The sequence below is a fragment of the Pseudoalteromonas sp. meg-B1 genome, assembly GCF_003173795.1.
In the GTDB taxonomy this organism is placed as follows: Bacteria; Pseudomonadota; Gammaproteobacteria; order Enterobacterales; family Alteromonadaceae; genus Pseudoalteromonas; species Pseudoalteromonas undina.
Window position 1 is genome coordinate 577,724 of the sequence record NZ_QGQU01000002.1, and the last position, 18,764, is coordinate 596,487.

Annotated in this window: 17 protein-coding genes; 6 read left to right on the forward strand and 11 right to left on the reverse strand. The window is 40.8% G+C overall.

The genetic code is table 11. From position 1 onward, the window contains the following. Positions 1-234 precede the first annotated feature (234 nt). The 3 genes from DK924_RS10995 to DK924_RS11005 all read right to left on the reverse strand — a co-directional run bounded on the left by DK924_RS10995 (position 235) and on the right by DK924_RS11005 (position 3,311). Entirely contained in the window at positions 235-1,101 is an 867-nt protein-coding gene (locus DK924_RS10995) for a DMT family transporter (protein ID WP_008115672.1), read from the reverse strand. A 174-nt stretch (positions 1,102-1,275) separates the two neighbouring features. Next, positions 1,276-2,274 carry a Gfo/Idh/MocA family protein gene (locus DK924_RS11000; RefSeq protein ID WP_109875167.1) on the reverse strand — a complete coding sequence of 333 codons (999 nt, stop codon included), beginning with the start codon at positions 2,272-2,274 and terminating at the stop codon, positions 1,276-1,278. Positions 2,275-2,309: 35 nt separating this feature from the next. Beyond that, the gene (locus DK924_RS11005) at positions 2,310-3,311 is read right to left on the reverse strand and encodes an AraC family transcriptional regulator (protein ID WP_109875168.1); all 1,002 of its coding nucleotides are present in this window, start codon (positions 3,309-3,311) and stop codon (positions 2,310-2,312) included. 88 nt (positions 3,312-3,399) lie between these two features. On the opposite strand from DK924_RS11005, the gene DK924_RS11010 reads away from it, so the two are divergent. Next, complete coding sequence (locus DK924_RS11010) at positions 3,400-4,998, forward strand: GMC family oxidoreductase (protein ID WP_109875169.1); 1,599 nt, start codon at positions 3,400-3,402, stop codon at positions 4,996-4,998. On the opposite strand, the gene DK924_RS11015 is transcribed toward DK924_RS11010, so the two are convergent. From DK924_RS11015 to DK924_RS11025, 3 genes are all read right to left on the reverse strand, one after another. Next, entirely contained in the window at positions 4,990-5,799 is an 810-nt protein-coding gene (locus tag DK924_RS11015) for a class I SAM-dependent methyltransferase (RefSeq protein ID WP_109875170.1), read from the reverse strand. The genes DK924_RS11010 and DK924_RS11015 overlap by 9 nt on opposite strands. Before the next feature lie 2 nt (positions 5,800-5,801). Next, entirely contained in the window at positions 5,802-6,194 is a 393-nt protein-coding gene (locus tag DK924_RS11020; protein WP_109875171.1) for a hypothetical protein, read from the reverse strand. Positions 6,195-6,261: 67 nt separating this feature from the next. Further along, positions 6,262-6,681, reverse strand: a complete 420-nt coding sequence (locus DK924_RS11025; RefSeq protein WP_010389229.1) for a DUF3429 domain-containing protein — start codon at positions 6,679-6,681, stop codon at positions 6,262-6,264. Positions 6,682-6,978: 297 nt separating this feature from the next. Here DK924_RS11025 and ahpC point away from each other — a divergent pair, with 297 nt between their 5' ends. Together ahpC and ahpF are read left to right on the forward strand one after the other, a co-directional pair. Next, positions 6,979-7,548, forward strand: coding sequence for an alkyl hydroperoxide reductase subunit C (ahpC, locus tag DK924_RS11030; RefSeq protein WP_008115650.1), 570 nt, complete (start codon positions 6,979-6,981; stop codon positions 7,546-7,548). Positions 7,549-7,709: 161 nt separating this feature from the next. After that, a complete protein-coding gene (ahpF, locus tag DK924_RS11035) occupies positions 7,710-9,287 on the forward strand; it encodes an alkyl hydroperoxide reductase subunit F (protein ID WP_109875172.1) in 1,578 nt (525 codons plus the stop codon). Positions 9,288-9,381: 94 nt separating this feature from the next. On the opposite strand, the gene DK924_RS11040 is transcribed toward ahpF, so the two are convergent. The 4 genes from DK924_RS11040 to DK924_RS11055 form a co-directional block, all read right to left on the reverse strand. Further along, on the reverse strand, positions 9,382-9,573 hold the full coding sequence (locus DK924_RS11040) for a DUF3185 family protein (RefSeq protein ID WP_008115648.1): 192 nt from the start codon (positions 9,571-9,573) through the stop codon (positions 9,382-9,384). A gap of 49 nt (positions 9,574-9,622) precedes the next feature. Continuing rightward, a complete protein-coding gene (locus DK924_RS11045) occupies positions 9,623-11,647 on the reverse strand; it encodes an ATP-binding protein (protein ID WP_109875265.1) in 2,025 nt (674 codons plus the stop codon). Positions 11,648-11,853: 206 nt separating this feature from the next. Continuing rightward, positions 11,854-12,705: a patatin family protein gene (locus tag DK924_RS11050; RefSeq protein ID WP_010389213.1), complete on the reverse strand. Its 852-nt coding sequence runs from the start codon at positions 12,703-12,705 to the stop codon at positions 11,854-11,856. 32 nt (positions 12,706-12,737) lie between these two features. Continuing rightward, positions 12,738-12,980: a hypothetical protein gene (locus tag DK924_RS11055; RefSeq protein WP_109875173.1), complete on the reverse strand. Its 243-nt coding sequence runs from the start codon at positions 12,978-12,980 to the stop codon at positions 12,738-12,740. A 116-nt stretch (positions 12,981-13,096) separates the two neighbouring features. On the opposite strand from DK924_RS11055, the gene tkt reads away from it, so the two are divergent. Beyond that, on the forward strand, positions 13,097-15,100 hold the full coding sequence (gene tkt / locus DK924_RS11060) for a transketolase (protein WP_109875174.1): 2,004 nt from the start codon (positions 13,097-13,099) through the stop codon (positions 15,098-15,100). A 118-nt stretch (positions 15,101-15,218) separates the two neighbouring features. On the opposite strand, the gene tal is transcribed toward tkt, so the two are convergent. Beyond that, positions 15,219-16,172, reverse strand: a complete 954-nt coding sequence (gene tal / locus DK924_RS11065) for a transaldolase (RefSeq protein WP_109875175.1) — start codon at positions 16,170-16,172, stop codon at positions 15,219-15,221. A 237-nt stretch (positions 16,173-16,409) separates the two neighbouring features. Here tal and DK924_RS11070 point away from each other — a divergent pair, with 237 nt between their 5' ends. Together DK924_RS11070 and DK924_RS11075 are read left to right on the forward strand one after the other, a co-directional pair. Continuing rightward, entirely contained in the window at positions 16,410-18,062 is a 1,653-nt protein-coding gene (locus tag DK924_RS11070; protein ID WP_109875176.1) for a ribulokinase, read from the forward strand. Beyond that, positions 18,059-18,760, forward strand: coding sequence for an L-ribulose-5-phosphate 4-epimerase (locus DK924_RS11075; protein WP_109875177.1), 702 nt, complete (start codon positions 18,059-18,061; stop codon positions 18,758-18,760). Before DK924_RS11070 ends, DK924_RS11075 begins: the two co-directional genes overlap by 4 nt. The last annotated feature ends 4 nt before the right edge of the window (positions 18,761-18,764 follow it).

Sequence of the window (18,764 nt, forward strand, 5' to 3'; positions counted from 1 at the left end):
TTTTAGAATAAAAATTAGGATGCGGGTTTTTACTTAAATTTAAAGTTTAAATAAAACAAAGTGTTTGTATAAATAATGCACACACCGTAAGTGGTATATATTGTTTTAAGTGCAACAATGAATGGTGTGAAAGGAGAGATAAAACGTAGGCTTAATTATACTAAGAGGGAGTTGTAAAATAGGAGATGAGAAGTTGCGCCATGATAGTTCATGACGCAATTAAATTATTAAACTCTAAGCAGCAGGCTGCTTTTTACCATTAGACATTGAACTGCCTACCGAGGCAATAATCACCAGTAAAATAGCCAGCCACTGCCAAATGCTTAGCAGTTCACCTAAAATAACTAAGCCAGCGAGTGCTGCAATTGCAGGTTCTAGGCTCATTACAATACTAAAACCTTGTGGCGACATATTACGTAAAGTAATCATTTCAAGAGTATAAGGCAGGGCGCTTGAAAGCACGGCGATAGCAATACCTAATGGAATAATATCCCAAGTAAATGCAGCACTTTGTGAAATGCCGCCATAAGGCACCAGCACGATGGCTGAAATGGTCATGCCCATCGCAACCGTTGCGCCACCAGAGCTTTGGCTGCCTGTTTTCTTACCAAATAAAATATAGCCAGCCCAACAGGCACCCGCCGCAAGTGCGAGCACTACACCGACTGGATCAAGGCTGTCTTGACCTTTCATATCAGGTAAAAGTAATAATATACCGGCCACTGCACAGGCAACCCAAAATAAGTCACGTTTTCTGCGAGAAGAAAACAACGCGACAGCTAATGGGCCTGTAAATTCAAGCGCAACCCCAATACCTAATGGGATACGTTCTATCGCGTAATAAAATAGAATATTCATGCCGCCTAAACTTAAGCCATAAATTAATATGGGTAAGCGTTGGCTTGCAACAGGGAAGTGTTTCCATGGTTTAAAAATCAAACACAAAATAGCGGCCGAAAACCCTAAACGTAAGGCTGTTGTGCCCTCAGGTCCAACAATAGGAAAAAGCTGTTTAGCCAGTGACGCGCCTGACTGAATCGTCATCATTGCTAGCAATATGCATAAAATAGCCAGTAATAGATCTTTGGTTGATTTTTGCATGGATGTCCTTAAAGATTGCGATGAATTTTGGCGGCATGTTACCTGCTTTTGATCTCAGAGGTAAGTCAAATTTTGTGATCTTTTTAAGCTTAATTCAAAATAGCAGTGTTTAGTAAAGTATGCCCAAAGGCCAAGCGATAAAATACGCTTATCGCTTAGCCGGTAGTTTTTGTTTTATTCAGAGGATAAATCTGCTGGGTAAACAACACCAAGTTGTGCGCGTGCGGTATCAAGTACTTGCATTACATCGACAGAAAGCTGATGAGTATTAACGCTAGACTCCCCCTGATTTTGCTCAATGGTATTGATAAAGTTCTCGAGTTCGTACTTCATAAAGTGCTCGTCAAATTCCGTGCTAATAAGCTCTTTATGACCATTGTTAGCAATAAACTCTATTTTTTTAAGCTGCGACACGGCTTCAATTCTAATTCGACCTAATTCCCCCTGAATTTCAGTGATATTTTCGCCTTGTGAAATTTTCGAATAGCTGATCACCGCTTGTCTGTCTGGATAATTTAAAAGCACATCGCCTGCACCATCCACACCACTTTCAAGTAATACGCCGCTGGCGTGAACAGAGCGTGGTGCTCCCCATAATGCAATAACGAGATAAAGTGGGTAAATACCCAAATCTAGTAAGGCACCATTAGCAAATTCAGGTAAAAAAGTATTAGGGCGCTCACCATTTTTATACTTGTCGTAACGTGATGAATACTGACTAAATTGACCAATAAACTTACGTGGTGTGCCTATTTTTTTTAGGGCAGCTTGTAAGTGCGCAAAATTAGGTAAGTGCGTTGTCATCATCGCTTCCATGTAAAGGCGCTGATGTTGCTTTGCCGCAGTTAAAATAGCCGCAAGTTGCTTGCTATTAGCCGCTGAGGGCTTTTCGCCTAATACGTGTTTGCCCGCTTTTAAACACTGTATTGCATATGCACTGTGCAGGCTATTTGGCGCCGCTATATAAACTGCGTCTACTTGTTCATCTTGGCACACAGCATCAATAGAGGTAAAAATTTTAGCGTCGGTATTTGTTGGATGATTAGCTAAAAAGCGCTCGCCGCTGCTTATTTGGCGAGAGCAAATACCGTATAAATTAAAATTGCTGAGAGTATTAGCCGCTGCCAAAAACGTGTCGCTAATAAAATTAGTACCTACAATTACAAAATTCATGAATAGCCTTTGCTGTTTTTAAACAAGGGCGCAGTTTAACAATGTTTGGCTCTAAATGCGCGGGCAGAGCAATTAAACCAACGTTTAATGCTAGTACATAACGTAGCTTGCTCCTGATAACCTAAAAGCTCTGAAATTTGAGTCACCGACAATTGGTTTTGTAATAAATAGTGCTCACATAAGGCGCGGCGAGTAGCGTCTTTGAGCTTTACAAAACTGGTATCGTGCTTTTTAAGTTCTCGGTGCAAGGTGCGAGGGTGAATATTAAGCGCAGCGGCAATAGTATTATTAGCGCTTTGAAATATCGGCAGCATAATGCGAATAAGCGCGCTTACCTGATCGGGTAAAGATTGGCCATAAGCATTATTTTCAGCTAAAAAGTTAAGTGCTGCTTGGGTTTTATGTTGCTTAGTTATGTTAAGTGTTAAATCTAAGTCTTGTTTGGCAATTAATACACCGGCGCTATTTCTGTGAGTAATAACCTTACACCCAAAATGCTGGTGGTAGGTCTGCTTATTTGCGCCTAGGGTATGAGGTAAAAATACACTTTGTGGCTTACAGCGGCCATTACTCATATTTTTTAAGGTAGCTATGGCCAATGCAATGGTGAGCTCTATTACCTGGTTTATTGCCGGTAATGGCCTGAGATTTATAGCGAATGATAAAAACACGTGCTCATTATCATCAAGTGGGAGAGTGGTTAAATTAAGCGCTGGCGTATGCAAGTGTAAATATTTTATCACCCAATCTAACCCCTCAGCTAAGTTAGTGCCTGTTTGAGCGGCTATTGCAATATGGCCTAAAATATCAAAGCTTTGCAGGCTTGCTAGTCTTAAACCAAAATTTGTACAATTTAGTGTTTTCGCGCAATGCTCTAATAGCTGTGCATACGCGCGGTAAGTAAGGGTCTCTTGCTCTAGTTTATTAAAGTCCACATTAATGGCGCACTGCTGCATTATGGCAGCGAAATCTCCCCCAAGTTCTGCAATTAAATGGTCTATTCCTTGTAAAGAGGTGGCTCTAATTAAGCGGCTCATAAAATATACTTTTGCGTGAGGATGTCTAAAAATAACAAGTTTTTATTCGATGTTCCATGCAAACTGGTTTTTTAATTGGAGAATAAGTATGCATATCACTACATTTGATTACATTGTTGTTGGCGCAGGCAGTGCAGGCTGCGTTATTGCATCGCGATTATCTGAAAATAAAAATGTGAGTGTGTGCTTAATTGAAGCGGGCGGCAGTGATAAAGGCGCAATGGTTCAAATGCCTGCAGGGGTTGCTGCTAGTGTGCCTTATGGCATTAATAGCTGGCATTACAACACGGTAACTCAAAAAGAACTTAATAACCGCTGCGGATTTATGCCTCGTGGCAAAGTGCTTGGCGGTTCAAGTTCCATTAATGCTATGGTTTATATTCGAGGTAATAAGCACGATTACAATAGTTGGGCTGCACTGGGCAATGACGGCTGGGATTATGAGAGTTTATTGCCTTATTTTATTAAAGCTGAAAATAATAAAACCTTTACTGAAAGTGATGTACACGGGGTTTATGGTCCTTTGCATGTGCAGGATTTAAGCCTGCCAAGCCCAGTAAATCAGCTGTTTTTAAACGCCTGCGAACAACAAGGTGTACCGCACAATGGCGATATAAACGCAGGGCAGCAAGTTGGAGCAAGGTTATCGCAAGTGACTCAACATCAAGGTGAGCGTTGTAGCGCGGCAAAAGCGTATATAACCCCCCATTTAAATCGAAAAAACCTAACTGTGCTTAGCAAAGTACACGTTAATAAAGTGCTTTTTTGCGATAAAACCGCAACCGGAGTCTCTGTTTCTATAAACAATAAGGCCGTTGTATTGCATGCAAAAAAAGAGGTGGTTTTAAGCGCTGGCGCAATTAACTCACCGCAAATTTTAATGCTATCGGGAGTTGGCCCTAAAGAGCAACTAAAGCAGCATAATATTGAAATAGTAAACGAGCTTTCTGGTGTTGGAGAGAACCTTCATGACCACTTAACCGTTGTGCCATTGTATAAAGCTAAATACAGTAAAGGCACATTTGGTATAAGTGCGGGTGGGGCGTTTAATATTGCAAAAGGATGCGTTGATTGGTTTGCCAAACGTGAAGGGCAGCTTACTAGTAATTTTGCAGAATCACATGCCTTTATAAAGCTATTTTCCGATTCAAAAGTACCCGACGTGCAGCTTGAATTTGTAATTGGGCTGGTGGATGACCATAGCCGTAAACTGCACCTAGGCCATGGTTATAGTATTCACTGTAGTATTATGCACCCTAAAAGCCGTGGCACGATTCGATTAGCCGATGCCAACCCCTTGAGTGCTCCACTTATTGATCCTAATTATTTAAGCCACCCCGATGATTTAAACGTGATGTTAGCGGGGCTTAAAAAAACACTGCAGATTATGCAAAGTGAAGCATTTGATGTAATTAGAGGCAATATGGTTTACCCGCTAGATATTAACAATAATGAGCAGCTTATTGAGTATATTAGGCAAACGGCCGAGACTGAATATCACCCTGTAGGCACTTGTAAAATGGGGCAAGATGCCATGGCGGTAGTGAATAGCCAACTACAAGTACATGGCGTGAAAAATTTGCGTGTGGTTGATGCCTCAATTATGCCGCATATAATTACCGGCAACACCAATGCCGGTGTGATAGCCATTGCCGAAAAAGCAGCTGACTTAATTAAGCTAGCTTGACTTATAAAACGCTGTTAACCATTGCTGCCAGTCTTGCTCTAGTTTGATCATTTGCAGGTGTTTTTTAGCAGCAAAATGCTTGCTTTTATCCTCGTAAGCTAAAAACGGCCCTACACGACATAGCGAGCAATAATTATCGGATAAGTAAGCAGGCAAAGTTAACAAGCTAGCCAGTTCAGGTAAGGGTTTTTCACTAAAGACATAGGTAATGCCGCTGGTGTCTTTAACGTGCTTATCACGGTCAACATTACGAATTTTATAACCATTAAAGTGACTAATATCAAATGGCATTTGCCCCTGATATTGTGCGTTTAAATGGGTATTTAAACTGCCTTCAATATTCCATTCTCGATAAGGTTTAACATCTTTTGAAGTGATGAAACATAGCCCTGCACCTTGTGTATTTAAAGCAAACTCATTGGCGTATTTTATGAATTGATGCAGTAATGCGCGGTTAAGTACGTTCATGCTGGTATGGCGTGTATTGTGTTCAAATGCATTGCGACCAACAAATGCAGGAATAAGCGGAAATTGAAAAATAACCACATCAAAACTATGTAAATGCTGGCCGAGCGTTTGCCAACATTGTTGGTTGGTTACATCAAAGCTATTAAGTATTTCTACCTTTTGCGACTTTAAAGCATTGAGCGCATTATCTGGGTATTTTTGCTCAATAGTTGATTGGTCGTCGTAAGTGGATGCCACTAACTTTTTTGGCTTAATATGACGATAAAGCGCATTTGAAAACGATAAATCGCCATCACCTACCGTAAGTATGTTCCAGTCTGGATTTAAATACATAGTTAGCGTTTAGATGTGTTTGGTTTTTCGGGCTCATCATTTTGCTGAGGTGCTTGATGCAACCTGTACATAGCTAAACGTGTTTTTAAACCCTCAATAGCAACCTGTTTTAAAATTAGGTTAAAGGTAATCAAAATAGCAAAAACAATGTGGATAGGACCATGGGTAAATCCTGCATCAGGATCAAATATAGATAAGCCAAACAATACAAACAACACAACCATTAGTATTTCAATGAGTTGATTTGAATAAAAAGAAAGACGACCTTCGCTTTTATGATCTTTTTTTATGCTAATGGCACAAAAAAAAGGGATCACTTTTATTTTAAAAGCGGCGTTTTTTTCTACAAAATTCTCACCAAGGTCAGTAAGCTGTTGGCGCAATTGGTCTATCATGGGGTGTCCTCTCAATACAGTGCGCGGATGTTACCCTATTACAGACCAATGGTTAAGTAATGGCGTGTTATTTAGGGTAAATACTCATACCAATAATTAAGATATGACACACAAACACCACAGATGTGAGCACAAAGCGCATTTTTTGGTAATCTTTGTGGTAACCCTGCCAATGAATCGACGCTTTTTCGAAAATCAGTACTAACCAAAAGCTCGCGCCTAACCAAGCAAGCATCCACTCAATCGGCAAAAATGATAAAAACGGTATAGGAATGACCGGCAGCACAGCTTTAATGGCATCGGCAAAGCTTTGTTGCCCTGCATGCCATAAATTACCTGCCATAAACGCTAAAATAGCGATGCTGTAAAAACTAAAAAACTCTAAATTGACACTGTTACTGCCAAACATCAATGGCCAACCCACACAGCCTAAAAACGGCAGTAAGCCTAAATAGCCTAGTTGAATGTGATTAACAAATTTTTCCATAAACGAACTGCCTTTGAAGGTTAGGTGATGTAAACCACTTTATTGTAGCAAGGATGCGCAGTGTAATCTTATAAAATCAATATCGGATGGTTAATCACGAGTAGCTGTTAAGTTGTAACTGCTTTAACGCTTAAAAGAGAGCAGCAGATCACTTCTGGATTTTTTAATCTTAAAAAGCGATTGTTTTAATCTAAACAATCAATTTTATTTAATTTCGCAATAGCCTTATTGTATTAATCAAGCCAACGCACAAGGCGTTAACTTTGTTAAATACACTAAACATAAATGAGGAATATTATGAGCACTTCATTGATTAACACAAAATTACAACCTTTCAATGCAACAGCTTACCATAATGGTGACTTTGTAGAACTCACTGAAAAAGACGTATTAGGTAAGTGGTCTATCTTTTTCTTTTACCCAGCAGATTTCACATTTGTATGCCCAACTGAATTAGGTGACCTTGCAGATCATTACGCACAGCTACAAGAAATGGGCGTAGAGGTTTACTCGGTATCAACAGATACGCACTTTACTCACAAAGCTTGGCATGACACGTCAGACACTATCGGTAAAATTACTTACCCAATGATTGGCGACCCAACAGGACGCATTACACGTAACTTTGGTGTAATGATTGAAGATGATGGTTTAGCACTTCGCGGTACATTTGTAATGAACCCAGAGGGTGAAATCAAAGTTGTTGAAACGCATGATTTAGGTATTGGTCGTAGTGCTAAAGAACTTGTTCGTAAAGTACAAGCCGCACAATACATTGCCACGCATGACGGTGAAGTATGTCCTGCATCTTGGCAGCCAGGTGAAGACACATTAGCACCTTCACTAGACCTAGTTGGTAAGATTTAAACTTTACCTTCACTAAATTTAGAGTAGAACATGACTCTATTACCAGTGAGCCTACTTGGCTCACTGGACACTCTCCCACGCCATCACTCTTTTCTAAAATTCGCACATGCACTGATGGCATGGGGGTTCTGCTGTTTTATTTTTCCGTAAGGGGCTAAGCCATGTTAGACAACAACATAAAGAACCAATTAAAAAGCCATTTTGAATCGCTGACTCAGCCTGTTGAGCTGATTATCGCCTTGGATGACAGCAAAAAATCAACAGAAGTAGAAAGTTTAGCGAATGATTTAGCATCACTAAGCGATAAGTTTAGTGTAAGTAACAATCCAGATTCTACGGCACGCAGACCTTCAATGGTGGTGCATTCGCCACAAAAAAACACCCATATTACCTTTGCAGGGGTACCTATGGGTCATGAATTTACTAGTTTAGTGTTAGCGCTATTACATACGGGTGGTCACCCTAGTAAAGCCAGCCAAGAAGATATTGAACAAATACAAACACTTGAGCAAACACTCAATTTTGAAGTGTATATTAGTTTGAGCTGCCAAACCTGCCCGCAAGTGGTTCAAGCGCTAAATACAATGGCTGCTACAAATAGCAATATCAAAGCCACCATGATTGATGGTGCTCTGTTTCAAGATGAAGTAGAACAACGAAATATATTGGCTGTACCCGCTGTTTACTTAAACGGAGAGCCTTTTAGCCAAGGGGCAATGAGCCTAACCGATATTTTAAATAAAGTTGATAGCAAAGGTGCACAGCGCCAAGCCAAAGCATTGAATGAAAAATCAGTGTTTGATGTTCTTGTCGTCGGTGGTGGGCCAGCTGGTGCTTCGGCAGCCATTTATTCTGCACGTAAAGGGCTAAATACGGGGGTGGTTGCCGATCGATTTGGTGGCCAAGTGGCTGATACATTGGCCATTGAAAACTTTATTTCGGTAAAAGCAACCGAAGGGCCAAAAATGGTGGCTCAGCTTGAAGAGCATGTTAAAGAATATGATGTTGATGTAATGCACAACCAACGCGCGGCAAATCTGCAAAAAGGCAGTAATGGATATGACATTACTTTAGAAAATGGCGCTGTATTACAAGCTAAATCACTTGTGCTAGCAACCGGTGCACGCTGGCGTGAAATGAATGTACCTGGCGAGCAACAATATAAAGGCCACGGCGTTGCATACTGCCCGCATTGTGATGGCCCATTATTTAAAGGCAAACCTGTTGCTGTAATAGGTGGCGGTAACTCAGGTATTGAAGCGGCTATTGATTTAGCTAACATTGTAGAGCATGTAACGGTGCTTGAATTTGCCGATGCGTTACGTGCCGACGAAGTACTTATTCGTAAAGCAAATAGCTTAAAAAACATTACTATTATTAAAAATGCACAAACTACTGAAGTACTCGGTGATGGTAACAAAGTAATAGGCCTTAATTATACCGATCGTGTTTCTGGAGAAAGTAAGGAGCTAGTTTTAGCCGGTATATTTGTACAAATTGGTTTGATACCGAACACCGAATGGTTAAAAGAGAGTGACCTTGAGCTTAGTCAATTTGGTGAAATACTCATTGATGCTAAAGGTGCAACGTCGTTACCAGGTATATACGGGGCGGGCGATGCGACCAATACGCCATTTAAGCAAATTATTATTGCTATGGGCGCCGGAGCAACTGCTAGCTTAGGAGCTTTTGACTACTTAATTCGCCAAACACCCGATGCAGAGCAAAATGCTGCTTAATAGCGTTTTAGCGTAAGCCTCTTGATAAAACAGCTCTCACCCATAGCTGTTTGTTCACCCAAGCCGCCCTCTCCAAAGGCGGCTTTTTTGTGTGTTATTTAAGTCGGGTAAGGCCTACTAAAATACAAACTGCGCCACCAATAAAGCCAAGCCATGCTTCTACTGGGGTTTCGCCATTGAATGCACGAGTAACTTGTGAAGCTGCAGAATCGTAAACATCATAACCCCACATACCAAGTGCTACGCCAATAACAATAAGTACAATACCAATGATTTTATTTGTCATAATGATCCTTTGTGTTTTTAGTGCAAATTAATCTGGGCGACACTCGTTGTTATAATGTGGCTACGCCCAGTCTTTTTAGTGTATTTGTAATTGCTTCTTCTATCGCTGGCAGTTTAAACGGTTTGGCTATAAACATATCCATGCCTGCTTGCTTACAGTTTAGTTTATCTTGTGAGGATGCATTAGCAGTTAACGCCACAATATAAGTTTCTTGCGAGTCACAGATACCTTGTGCCTTTAGTTGCTTAGTGGCTTCAAAACCATCCATGATAGGCATAATGCAATCCATAAAAATAAGGTCAAAATGCTTTTGTTTGCACTTTAACAGGGCATCTTGGCCGTCAATAGCAAAGTCTGATTTTATATTAAATTTATCCAGTGCTGATTCTAATACCAGGCGATTTATTTCGTTATCATCAACCACCAAAACCGAGAGCTTATTACTATGGTTATTAATAAATTTAAGGCTAGGTTTTTGTGTTTGTTGTTTACCAAGCTCAATTGGGATAGTTAAGGTAAAACATGTGCCCACGTTAACCTCACTGGTTACCTCAATTTTGCCATTCATAAAACCAACGAGCTCTTTAACTATGGCTAAGCCTAACCCGGTGCCACCTTTATTGTTGTTAGCATCAACCTCTTGGGTAAAAGGCTTAAATAATGAGTTTAAATACGTTTTACTCATGCCGCGACCCGTATCGGTTATTTTAATTGTAAGTAAAGGGCGCTTTGTATCTAATGCTAACTGTGAATCGAGAGAAACAGAACCATGCTCTGTAAATTTTAATGCGTTACTCAGTAAATTAGAGACAATTTGGCTTAATCGAGAGGTGTCGCAGTATACCCAAACATCATTAGGAATGAGGTTAGTGGCTCGTAGTTCAATGTTTTTATTGCTAAACAATACCGAATATAAAGAAACCAAATCGGTAAATACCGTTTTAAGTAGGGAGTGGTGAGGTTCCAGTTTTAATTCACCATGATTTATTTTTGAAAAGTCGAGCACTTCATTGATAATATTCAATAAAATATCAGCACTTCGCAGGGCGACTTTAATTTTTTCCGCCCGCTTGTCATAATCGTGTTCATCAATGAGTGTTGCTAACATACCCGTAATGCCATTTAACGGAGTGCGTAGCTCATGACTAATTTTTGCAAACAGCATACTTCTATCTTTTAATAGCTGTTCAGCAAGCGCTTTTTTTTGTTTTAACTCTTCGCGTAACTTTATGGCTTCAGTTATATCTTGAAAAGTACCAAATAACCGCACACATTGGCCGTTGTTAAACTCGGCCTCACCAAAGGTTGAAACCCAAATGTTCTGTTGCTTAGCGGTAACTATTTCCAGCTCTAAATGCCATTTATCACCCTTAGACACCGCATTTTCTACTGCTATACTAATACTATCTCGGCTTTTGCCCGCTTTATAAAACTCGATAGCGGTATTCATATCAGGAGTGAAGCCTTCTTCGGCTTGATGAATACGTCGAGTTTGTTGGCTCCAAAAAATAGTATTTTCTATTAGGTCGACTTCCCATGTACCTATATTTGCTACGTTTTCAAGCTTTAATAAAGTGTCACTATTTTTAGTGAGATTGGCTTTATCCTGATTGCGCGCCAATTCCGAGCCTAACCACTGCGCTAATAATTCAATATAATCATAGGCTTCATCGCTAAAAGGAGCGCATTCTTGAGCAGATGAAAAGTTAACAGTTCCAAATACGTCTTTGCCTATTCGTATAGGCGCACCAATGTACGCTTCTAATTGGAAATTAATATAGCATGGATGATTTGCAATACTACTTTGCGACGCATTATGAAATGCCAATGCAGAGTTGGCCGACAAGGTATGCGTGCAATAGGTGCCGTTTAATTCAAACTCTGTACCAATTGCAAGAGAATTGTCAGGGGTGATGGCATGTAAAACAATATAAGAATCATTTTTTACGCGGCTGATAATAGCTAAGTCGAGTTGAAAAACATCGAGCCCAAAAGCAAGTAAGTCTGCAATTTTTTGATCAAAGCTTAGCTGCTGATCTGAGACTATATTATGAAAGCATCGAAGAAAATTCACAAAAACCCTTAATTTATTTGGTGTGTACACAAAATTTAATGCAAAAAACACGCCTAAATTTAATCTGTTTTTTTGCAATAGGACGACGAACACATCGTTCTTTATTACATTACCCCGTTGGTTTAAAAATTAATAGCTGGAGTAAGCTGTAAATTCAAAGGTTATATCACTGTATACTTCTTATAGGTTGATTTTATAGCTAATGTTCATTTCTCACGCAACCTAGGGCTACCTAGGTAAGTTTTAGCTTCACTTATGCCCATTTGATAGCCTGAATTGAGTATAGCTAGATTTTTAGTGGTGCGGCCGACTTTAAACCCTGCTGGTGGAGCAATAATATTTATTTTGCAATCCGGTGGAGCATTATGCAAAAAATCAATACTGTCATTATATTTTTTAGAACGCAGTATGGCCGCCTCTGCAAGCGCTGGGGTATCTTTATAGAGTTGTTTGGTTAACCACGGAACTTTGTTATCTTTTTTACGATAGCCTAAAGGTTGAGAAAGGATAACTGTTATTTCTGATGCCCCCATTTCATAAGCTTTTTTTACCGGAATAGAATCTGCAACGCCGCCATCGGTCATGGCGATCCCGTTTATTGTTGGATAATCCCGATAAGCTATTGGTATAGCGCAAGAGGCTTTTAATTGCTCTACCATTTCGCTACCTGTTGCTTGTAAGTAATGAGCTTGTCCAGATTCGATTGCCGTTGCAACAATATAAAAGTCGTGAGGGGATTGCGAGAATTCGTCGGTATTTAAAGGAATTTCACGTACTGTTTCTTGCCAAAGCCAGTCTAAATCAAACAAGTGTCCACCTTTAACAAATCGTGGCAGGTTAATAAATTCAGGCCTACAGGAATAATCAGTGATTACTTTGTAGTTTCGGGTTGCTTGCTTACATAAATACGCAGCAACATTTGTAGCACCAGCTGATACACCAAAATAGCTGGTAAAAGGTTGATATCCCTGCTCTAAAAACTCATCAAGTACACCTGCGGCAAAAATACCGCGCATGGCACCGCCCTCAACCACTAATGCGTGCTGGGTATTGTTCATATTAACTTCCATCCTTTGACAATGCACTTATGCTACCAAGTGTGCCCTAACTGTGCGAGCAACTTTTTACTCTGATATGGGACTTTTAAATTGTTTTCTTTAGACTGTTGGCGAAAAAAAGTAGCTAAAAAGCGCTGACGAAAGCTTAAACCTGATGAAAACCCTGATTGTTTAGCAATTTTATCTATGTTTTGGTTACTCGTTTCTAATGGCTGCTGTGCTTTGGCAAGTAGTTCTGATACACAGTATGGAGAGAGGCCAATGTAAGCAGTCAAGCTAAAGAAAAATCAACAGACTTATTTTTATGTTGCAGTAAGGTATTTTCGATTGCTATTTATATTACATTCTGAGATATTAATTATAATATAATATTAACAGGAAATAATTACAGATGACTCTGCCTAGTTCTCAATCTGCAAATGCAATCCGTATGCTTGCTGTCGATGCTGTTCAAAAAGCTAACTCTGGTCACCCAGGTGCGCCAATGGGAATGGCCGATATTGCCGCTGTGCTTTGGCAAAAATTTCACCGTCACAATCCATCAAACCCTAGCTGGGTTAACCGCGATCGTTTTGTATTGTCAAATGGCCATGGCTCAATGCTGCAATATGCGCTATTGCATCTAAGCGGTTATGACGTCAGTATTGAAGATATTAAACAGTTTCGCCAATTACATTCTAAAACACCTGGTCACCCAGAGTACGGTTATACTCCAGGGGTCGAAACAACAACTGGACCACTAGGTGCAGGTATTGCTAATGCGGTAGGTATGGCGATTGCTGAAAAAACTTTAGCGGCACAATTTAACAAACCACATTTTGATATCATTGATCACTTTACTTATTGCTTTTTAGGCGATGGTTGTTTGATGGAAGGTATCTCTCATGAAGCTGGTTCATTAGCGGGTACTTTAAAGTTAGGCAAACTGATCGCTTTTTGGGATGACAATGGCATCTCAATTGATGGCGAAGTAGAAGGTTGGTTTACTGACGATACGGCAAAGCGTTTTGAATCATACGGTTGGCAGGTTATTAGTGGCGTTGATGGTCACGACATGACTGCGATTGCCAGTGCTATTGAAGCGGCACAAGCGAACCCTGAGCAACCAACGCTTATCTGTTGTAAAACAGTGATTGGTTTTGGTTCACCCAATAAATCAGGCAGTCATGATTGTCACGGTTCACCACTGGGTAATGATGAAATTGCAGCGGTTCGTGAGCAACTAAATTGGCCACATCCAGCGTTTGAAATTCCACAAGATGTATATAATGAGTGGAATACTCAAACTAAAGGCCAAGACTTAGAAAGTGCCTGGCAACAAACCTTTGCCGCATACAGCAAAGCGCACCCTGAATTAAGTAACGAGTTTAACCGTCGTGTGATGGCTAAATCATTACCGAATAATTTTGCTGAACTTGCTGATCAATACATTACTAAGTGCCAAGATGAAATGCAAAACATTGCAACGCGTAAATCATCACAAAATGCGATTACCTTTTTTGCCCAGCAATTACCTGAATTAATGGGCGGCTCTGCTGACTTAGCTGGCTCAAACTTAACTTTATGGCCTGATGCAAAGGGCTTACAAGAAGACGACGCGGGTAACTATGTATTTTATGGGGTGCGTGAGTTTGGCATGAGCGCCATTATGAATGGTATTGCATTACATGGTGGCTTTATCCCATTTGGTGCTACATTCTTAATGTTTATGGAATATGCACGTAATGCTGTGCGTATGTCTGCATTAATGAAAGCGCAAAGCATTTTTGTCTACACTCATGATTCTATTGGTCAAGGTGAAGATGGCCCAACTCATCAGCCGATTGAACAAATTGCCAACCTGCGTATGACACCTAATATGACGACGTGGCGCCCATGTGATGAGGTTGAAACAGCTGTTGCGTGGCGTCAAGCTCTAATAAAAGAAGCTGGCCCAAGCGCGTTGATCTTTAGTCGCCAAGGCACCAAAGCTATGCCGCGTGATAAAGCGCAGTTAGACAATGTAGCAAAAGGGGGTTACACCCTCGTTGAGTGTGAGCAAACACCAGAGCTAATTTTAATGGCAACAGGCTCTGAAGTTGAATTAGCGGTTAATGCGGCAGCTGAGCTAACAGCTCAAGGCAAACAAGTGCGTGTTGTTTCTATGCCATCAACCAATCAGTTTGATTTACAAGATAAAGCATACCGCCAAAGTGTATTACCTGCAGGTGTTGCTAAAATTGCCGTCGAAGCTGCACACAGTGATTTTTGGTATAAATACGTTGGCCAAGATGGTGATGTATTAGGTATGACTACTTTTGGTGAGTCAGCACCAGGTGCTGTATTGCTGGAGCATTTTGGTTTTACCGTAGAGAACTTAGTTGCTAAGGCAAATGCGTTATTAAACGACATCTAGGTTAAAGTTTTACCTGATAAAAAGCCCGCTGATTTAATTAAATCAGCGGGCTTTTTTATATCTTTAATTCGAGCTCTCGATAATGATTGATCATCAAGAGCCCAATTTAGTTAATGATTTAGACTAGCTCAGCTAAGATTGCTTCTAGTTTTTCTTGGTCAATTGCAAACTGACGAATGCCTTGGCTTAGTTTATCTGTTGCCATTGCATCTTGGTTCATTTCCCAGCGGAACGCTTGTTCGGTCATAGGCTCTGGGGCAGCAACTGTTTCAGTGGTAGGAGCAAGTTGACGCGCTAAAGGTGCATCTGTTGCTGCCAGTTCTGATAATAGCCCTGGGCTGATGGTTAATCTATCACAGCCTGCTAGCAACTGAATTTCGTTGATGTTTCTGAAACTTGCGCCCATAACGATGGTTTTATAATCATGCTTTTTGAAAAAGTCATAAATATGAGTCACTGATTGCACTCCAGGATCGTTCGCACCGCTAAAATCAGTATCAGTATTAGTGGCTTTATACCAATCCAAAATACGCCCTACAAATGGCGAAATTAAATAAGCACCTACCTCAGCACAGGCACGAGCTTGGGCAAACGCGAATACCAGCGTTAAGTTACAACGAATACCTTGTTGCTCAAGTACTTTTGCCGCTTGAATACCTTCCCATGTTGACGCTATTTTGATCAACACCCGTGATGTATCAATATCTTGCTCTTTATAAAGTGCAACGAGCTCAAGCGCTTTATTAATCGTTGCTTGAGTATCAAATGATAAGCGCGCATCGACTTCAGTAGATACTAAACCTGGGACTTGCGCCATTAGGTTTGCACCAATCAATACTGATAACTTATCGGCGGCTTTACTGATCACTTGTGCATTGTCATTGGTTTGTCGCTTAGCCCAAGCAACGGCTTCAACAGCCAGTGGACGGTATTTTTCAATTTTAATCGCATTGAGTAATAACGATGGATTTGTTGTGGCATCTTGCGGCTTATATTGATCGATCGCTTCAAAATCACCGGTATCAGCAACCACAGTGGTCATGGTTTTTAATTGTTCTAATTGGCTAGACATAGGCATCCTATTTTATCATACAAAATAAATTAATGGCTTTTAGCATTGCTTACAACATGGTTTAAGCCCTTTTTTAGTGCAAAACATTAGTTTAAAGGGCACAGGTGTCACGACTATTTCAGAATTAATCTGTTAATAATATTTTTATAATACCTTTACAACCCGTTATTATTGATATTATCATACAAATAACAGTAATGACTAACATTGTTAGTATCCAATTAGTGAAAGGTATTTATGTCTCGTTATACATTGGGCTTAGATTATGGCTCTGATTCAGTAAGAGCACTGCTTGTTGATGTAATTACAGGTAAAGAGCTGGCTAGCCATTTAGTGAATTATCCGCGTTGGGCGCAAGGTTTATATTGCGACCCAAGTAAAGACCAATTTCGTCAGCATCCACAAGACTACATCGACAGCTTGATTGAGGTCGTCAATGGACTATGGCAACAAGTACCTGCGGGAACTGCGGATAAAGTAATAGGTATGAGTTTTGATACCACGGGATCAACCCCGGTGGCTATTAATAACCAAGGTACGCCTTTAGCGCTGACAGAAGAATTTGCTGAAAACCCTAATGCGATGTTCATTCTTTGGAAAGACCATACGTCGATTAAAGAGGCGAATGAGATCACCAAAGCCGCGACCAATAACGAGGTTAATTATCTTTCACATATGGGCGGTATCTATTCATCAGAATGGTACTGGGCTAAAGCACTGCATATCTTTAGAGATGACGCCGCTGTAAAAGCCGCTACTTACTCGTGGGTAGAGCATTGTGACTGGATGACGGCTTTAATGTGTGGCACCACTCACCCAGAAGTATTAACGCTGGGTCGTTGTGCTACAGGCCACAAACAAATGTGGAATGAGCAATGGGGTGGTTTCCCACCAAATAGTTTCTTCAACAAAATTGACCCATTATTAGATGGTGTGGTTGATACGCTTAATGCAACAACTCAACCGAGTGACCAAGTAGCGGGTAAATTAACAGCACAATGGGCTGATAAACTTGGTTTATCACAGAATGTAGTTGTAGGTTACGGTGCTTTTGACTGTCATATGGGGGCAGTGGCTGCCAATGTGCGTCCAGGTGTTTTAACTAAAGTAATGGGCACTTCAACCTGTGACATTACTGTTACTTCAAAACAGCAACTAGGCGATACGTGCGTTAAAGGTATTTGTGGTCAGGTTGATGGTTCAGTTATTCCAGGCATGATTGGCCTTGAAGCGGGACAATCTGCGTTTGGCGATTTATATGCATGGTTTAAAAATCTGATGCTATGGCCGACTCGCCAATTAACAAATTTAAACGACGTTGAACAAAACTTGATAAATAAAATTGAAGACTCAATTTTAGTTGATTTATCAAAAGCTGCCAGTGCATTACCGGTTAAAAATACCGATGTAACAGCACTTGACTGGGTCAACGGCCGTCGCACACCTGATGCAGACCAAAGCGTAGCAATGGCCATAACGGGCATGAAAATGGGCACTGATGCGCCGCAGTTCTTTAAAGCATTAGTTGAGGCGACGGCTTTTGGTGCTCGTGCTATTACTGAACGTTTTCAAAATGAAGGCGTGCCAATTGAATCAGTGGTGGTAATTGGCGGTATTTCGAAAAAATCAGATTACGTAATGCAAACCTGTGCGGATGTATGGAACTGCCAAATTGACGTACTTGAAAGTGAACAAAGTTGTGCGCTTGGCGCTGCCATTATGGCCGCAGTGGCTGCCGGTGAATATGCAACAGTTGCTGATGCACAGCAAGTGATGGCGTCTGCTGTGTGTCATCAATACCTACCAAATCCAGAGCGTGTTGCTGTTTATGATGAGCTATACGCTAATTATCAAGCGCTGGCACAGTATGTTGATGGAGCAAAATCATGAGCTACACAGAGTTAAAGCGTGAAGTATTTGAAGCCAATATGGAATTACAACGCCGTGGTTTAGTAATTTATACCTTTGGTAATGTGTCGCAAATTGAACGCGACAAAGGTGTCATTGCGATTAAACCAAGCGGTGTGTCGTATGATCAAATGAAAGCTGAAGACATGGTGATTGTTGATTTAGAAAACAACATTGTTGAGGGCAGTATGCGGCCATCTTCAGACACCAAAACCCATATCCATCTGTATCGTCATTTTAATGAGATTGGTGGCGTTACCCATACTCATTCAACCTACGCAACAGCATGGGCACAAGCAAAACAAAGCATTCCGTGCTTTGGTACGACACATGCTGATTATGTGCACGGTGATATTACCTGTACGCGTGAGCTTACTGATACGCAAGTAAATGGTGATTATGAGCTTGAGACTGGTATTCAAATTACCGATGCTTATAAAGACCGTGACCCAAAAGCAGCACCTATGGTGATTGTGGCAGGGCACGCACCGTTTACGTGGGGTAAAGATGCAGCGCAATCTGTTTATCACGCGGCGCTGCTAGAAGAAATTGCTCGCATGGCTTACTTAACTCGCACGCTTGATCAACATGCAGGTGCACTTAAAAAGTCTGTGATGGATAAACATTATTTAAGAAAACACGGTAAAGATGCCTACTACGGCCAAAGTAACCGTGGCTAACCAG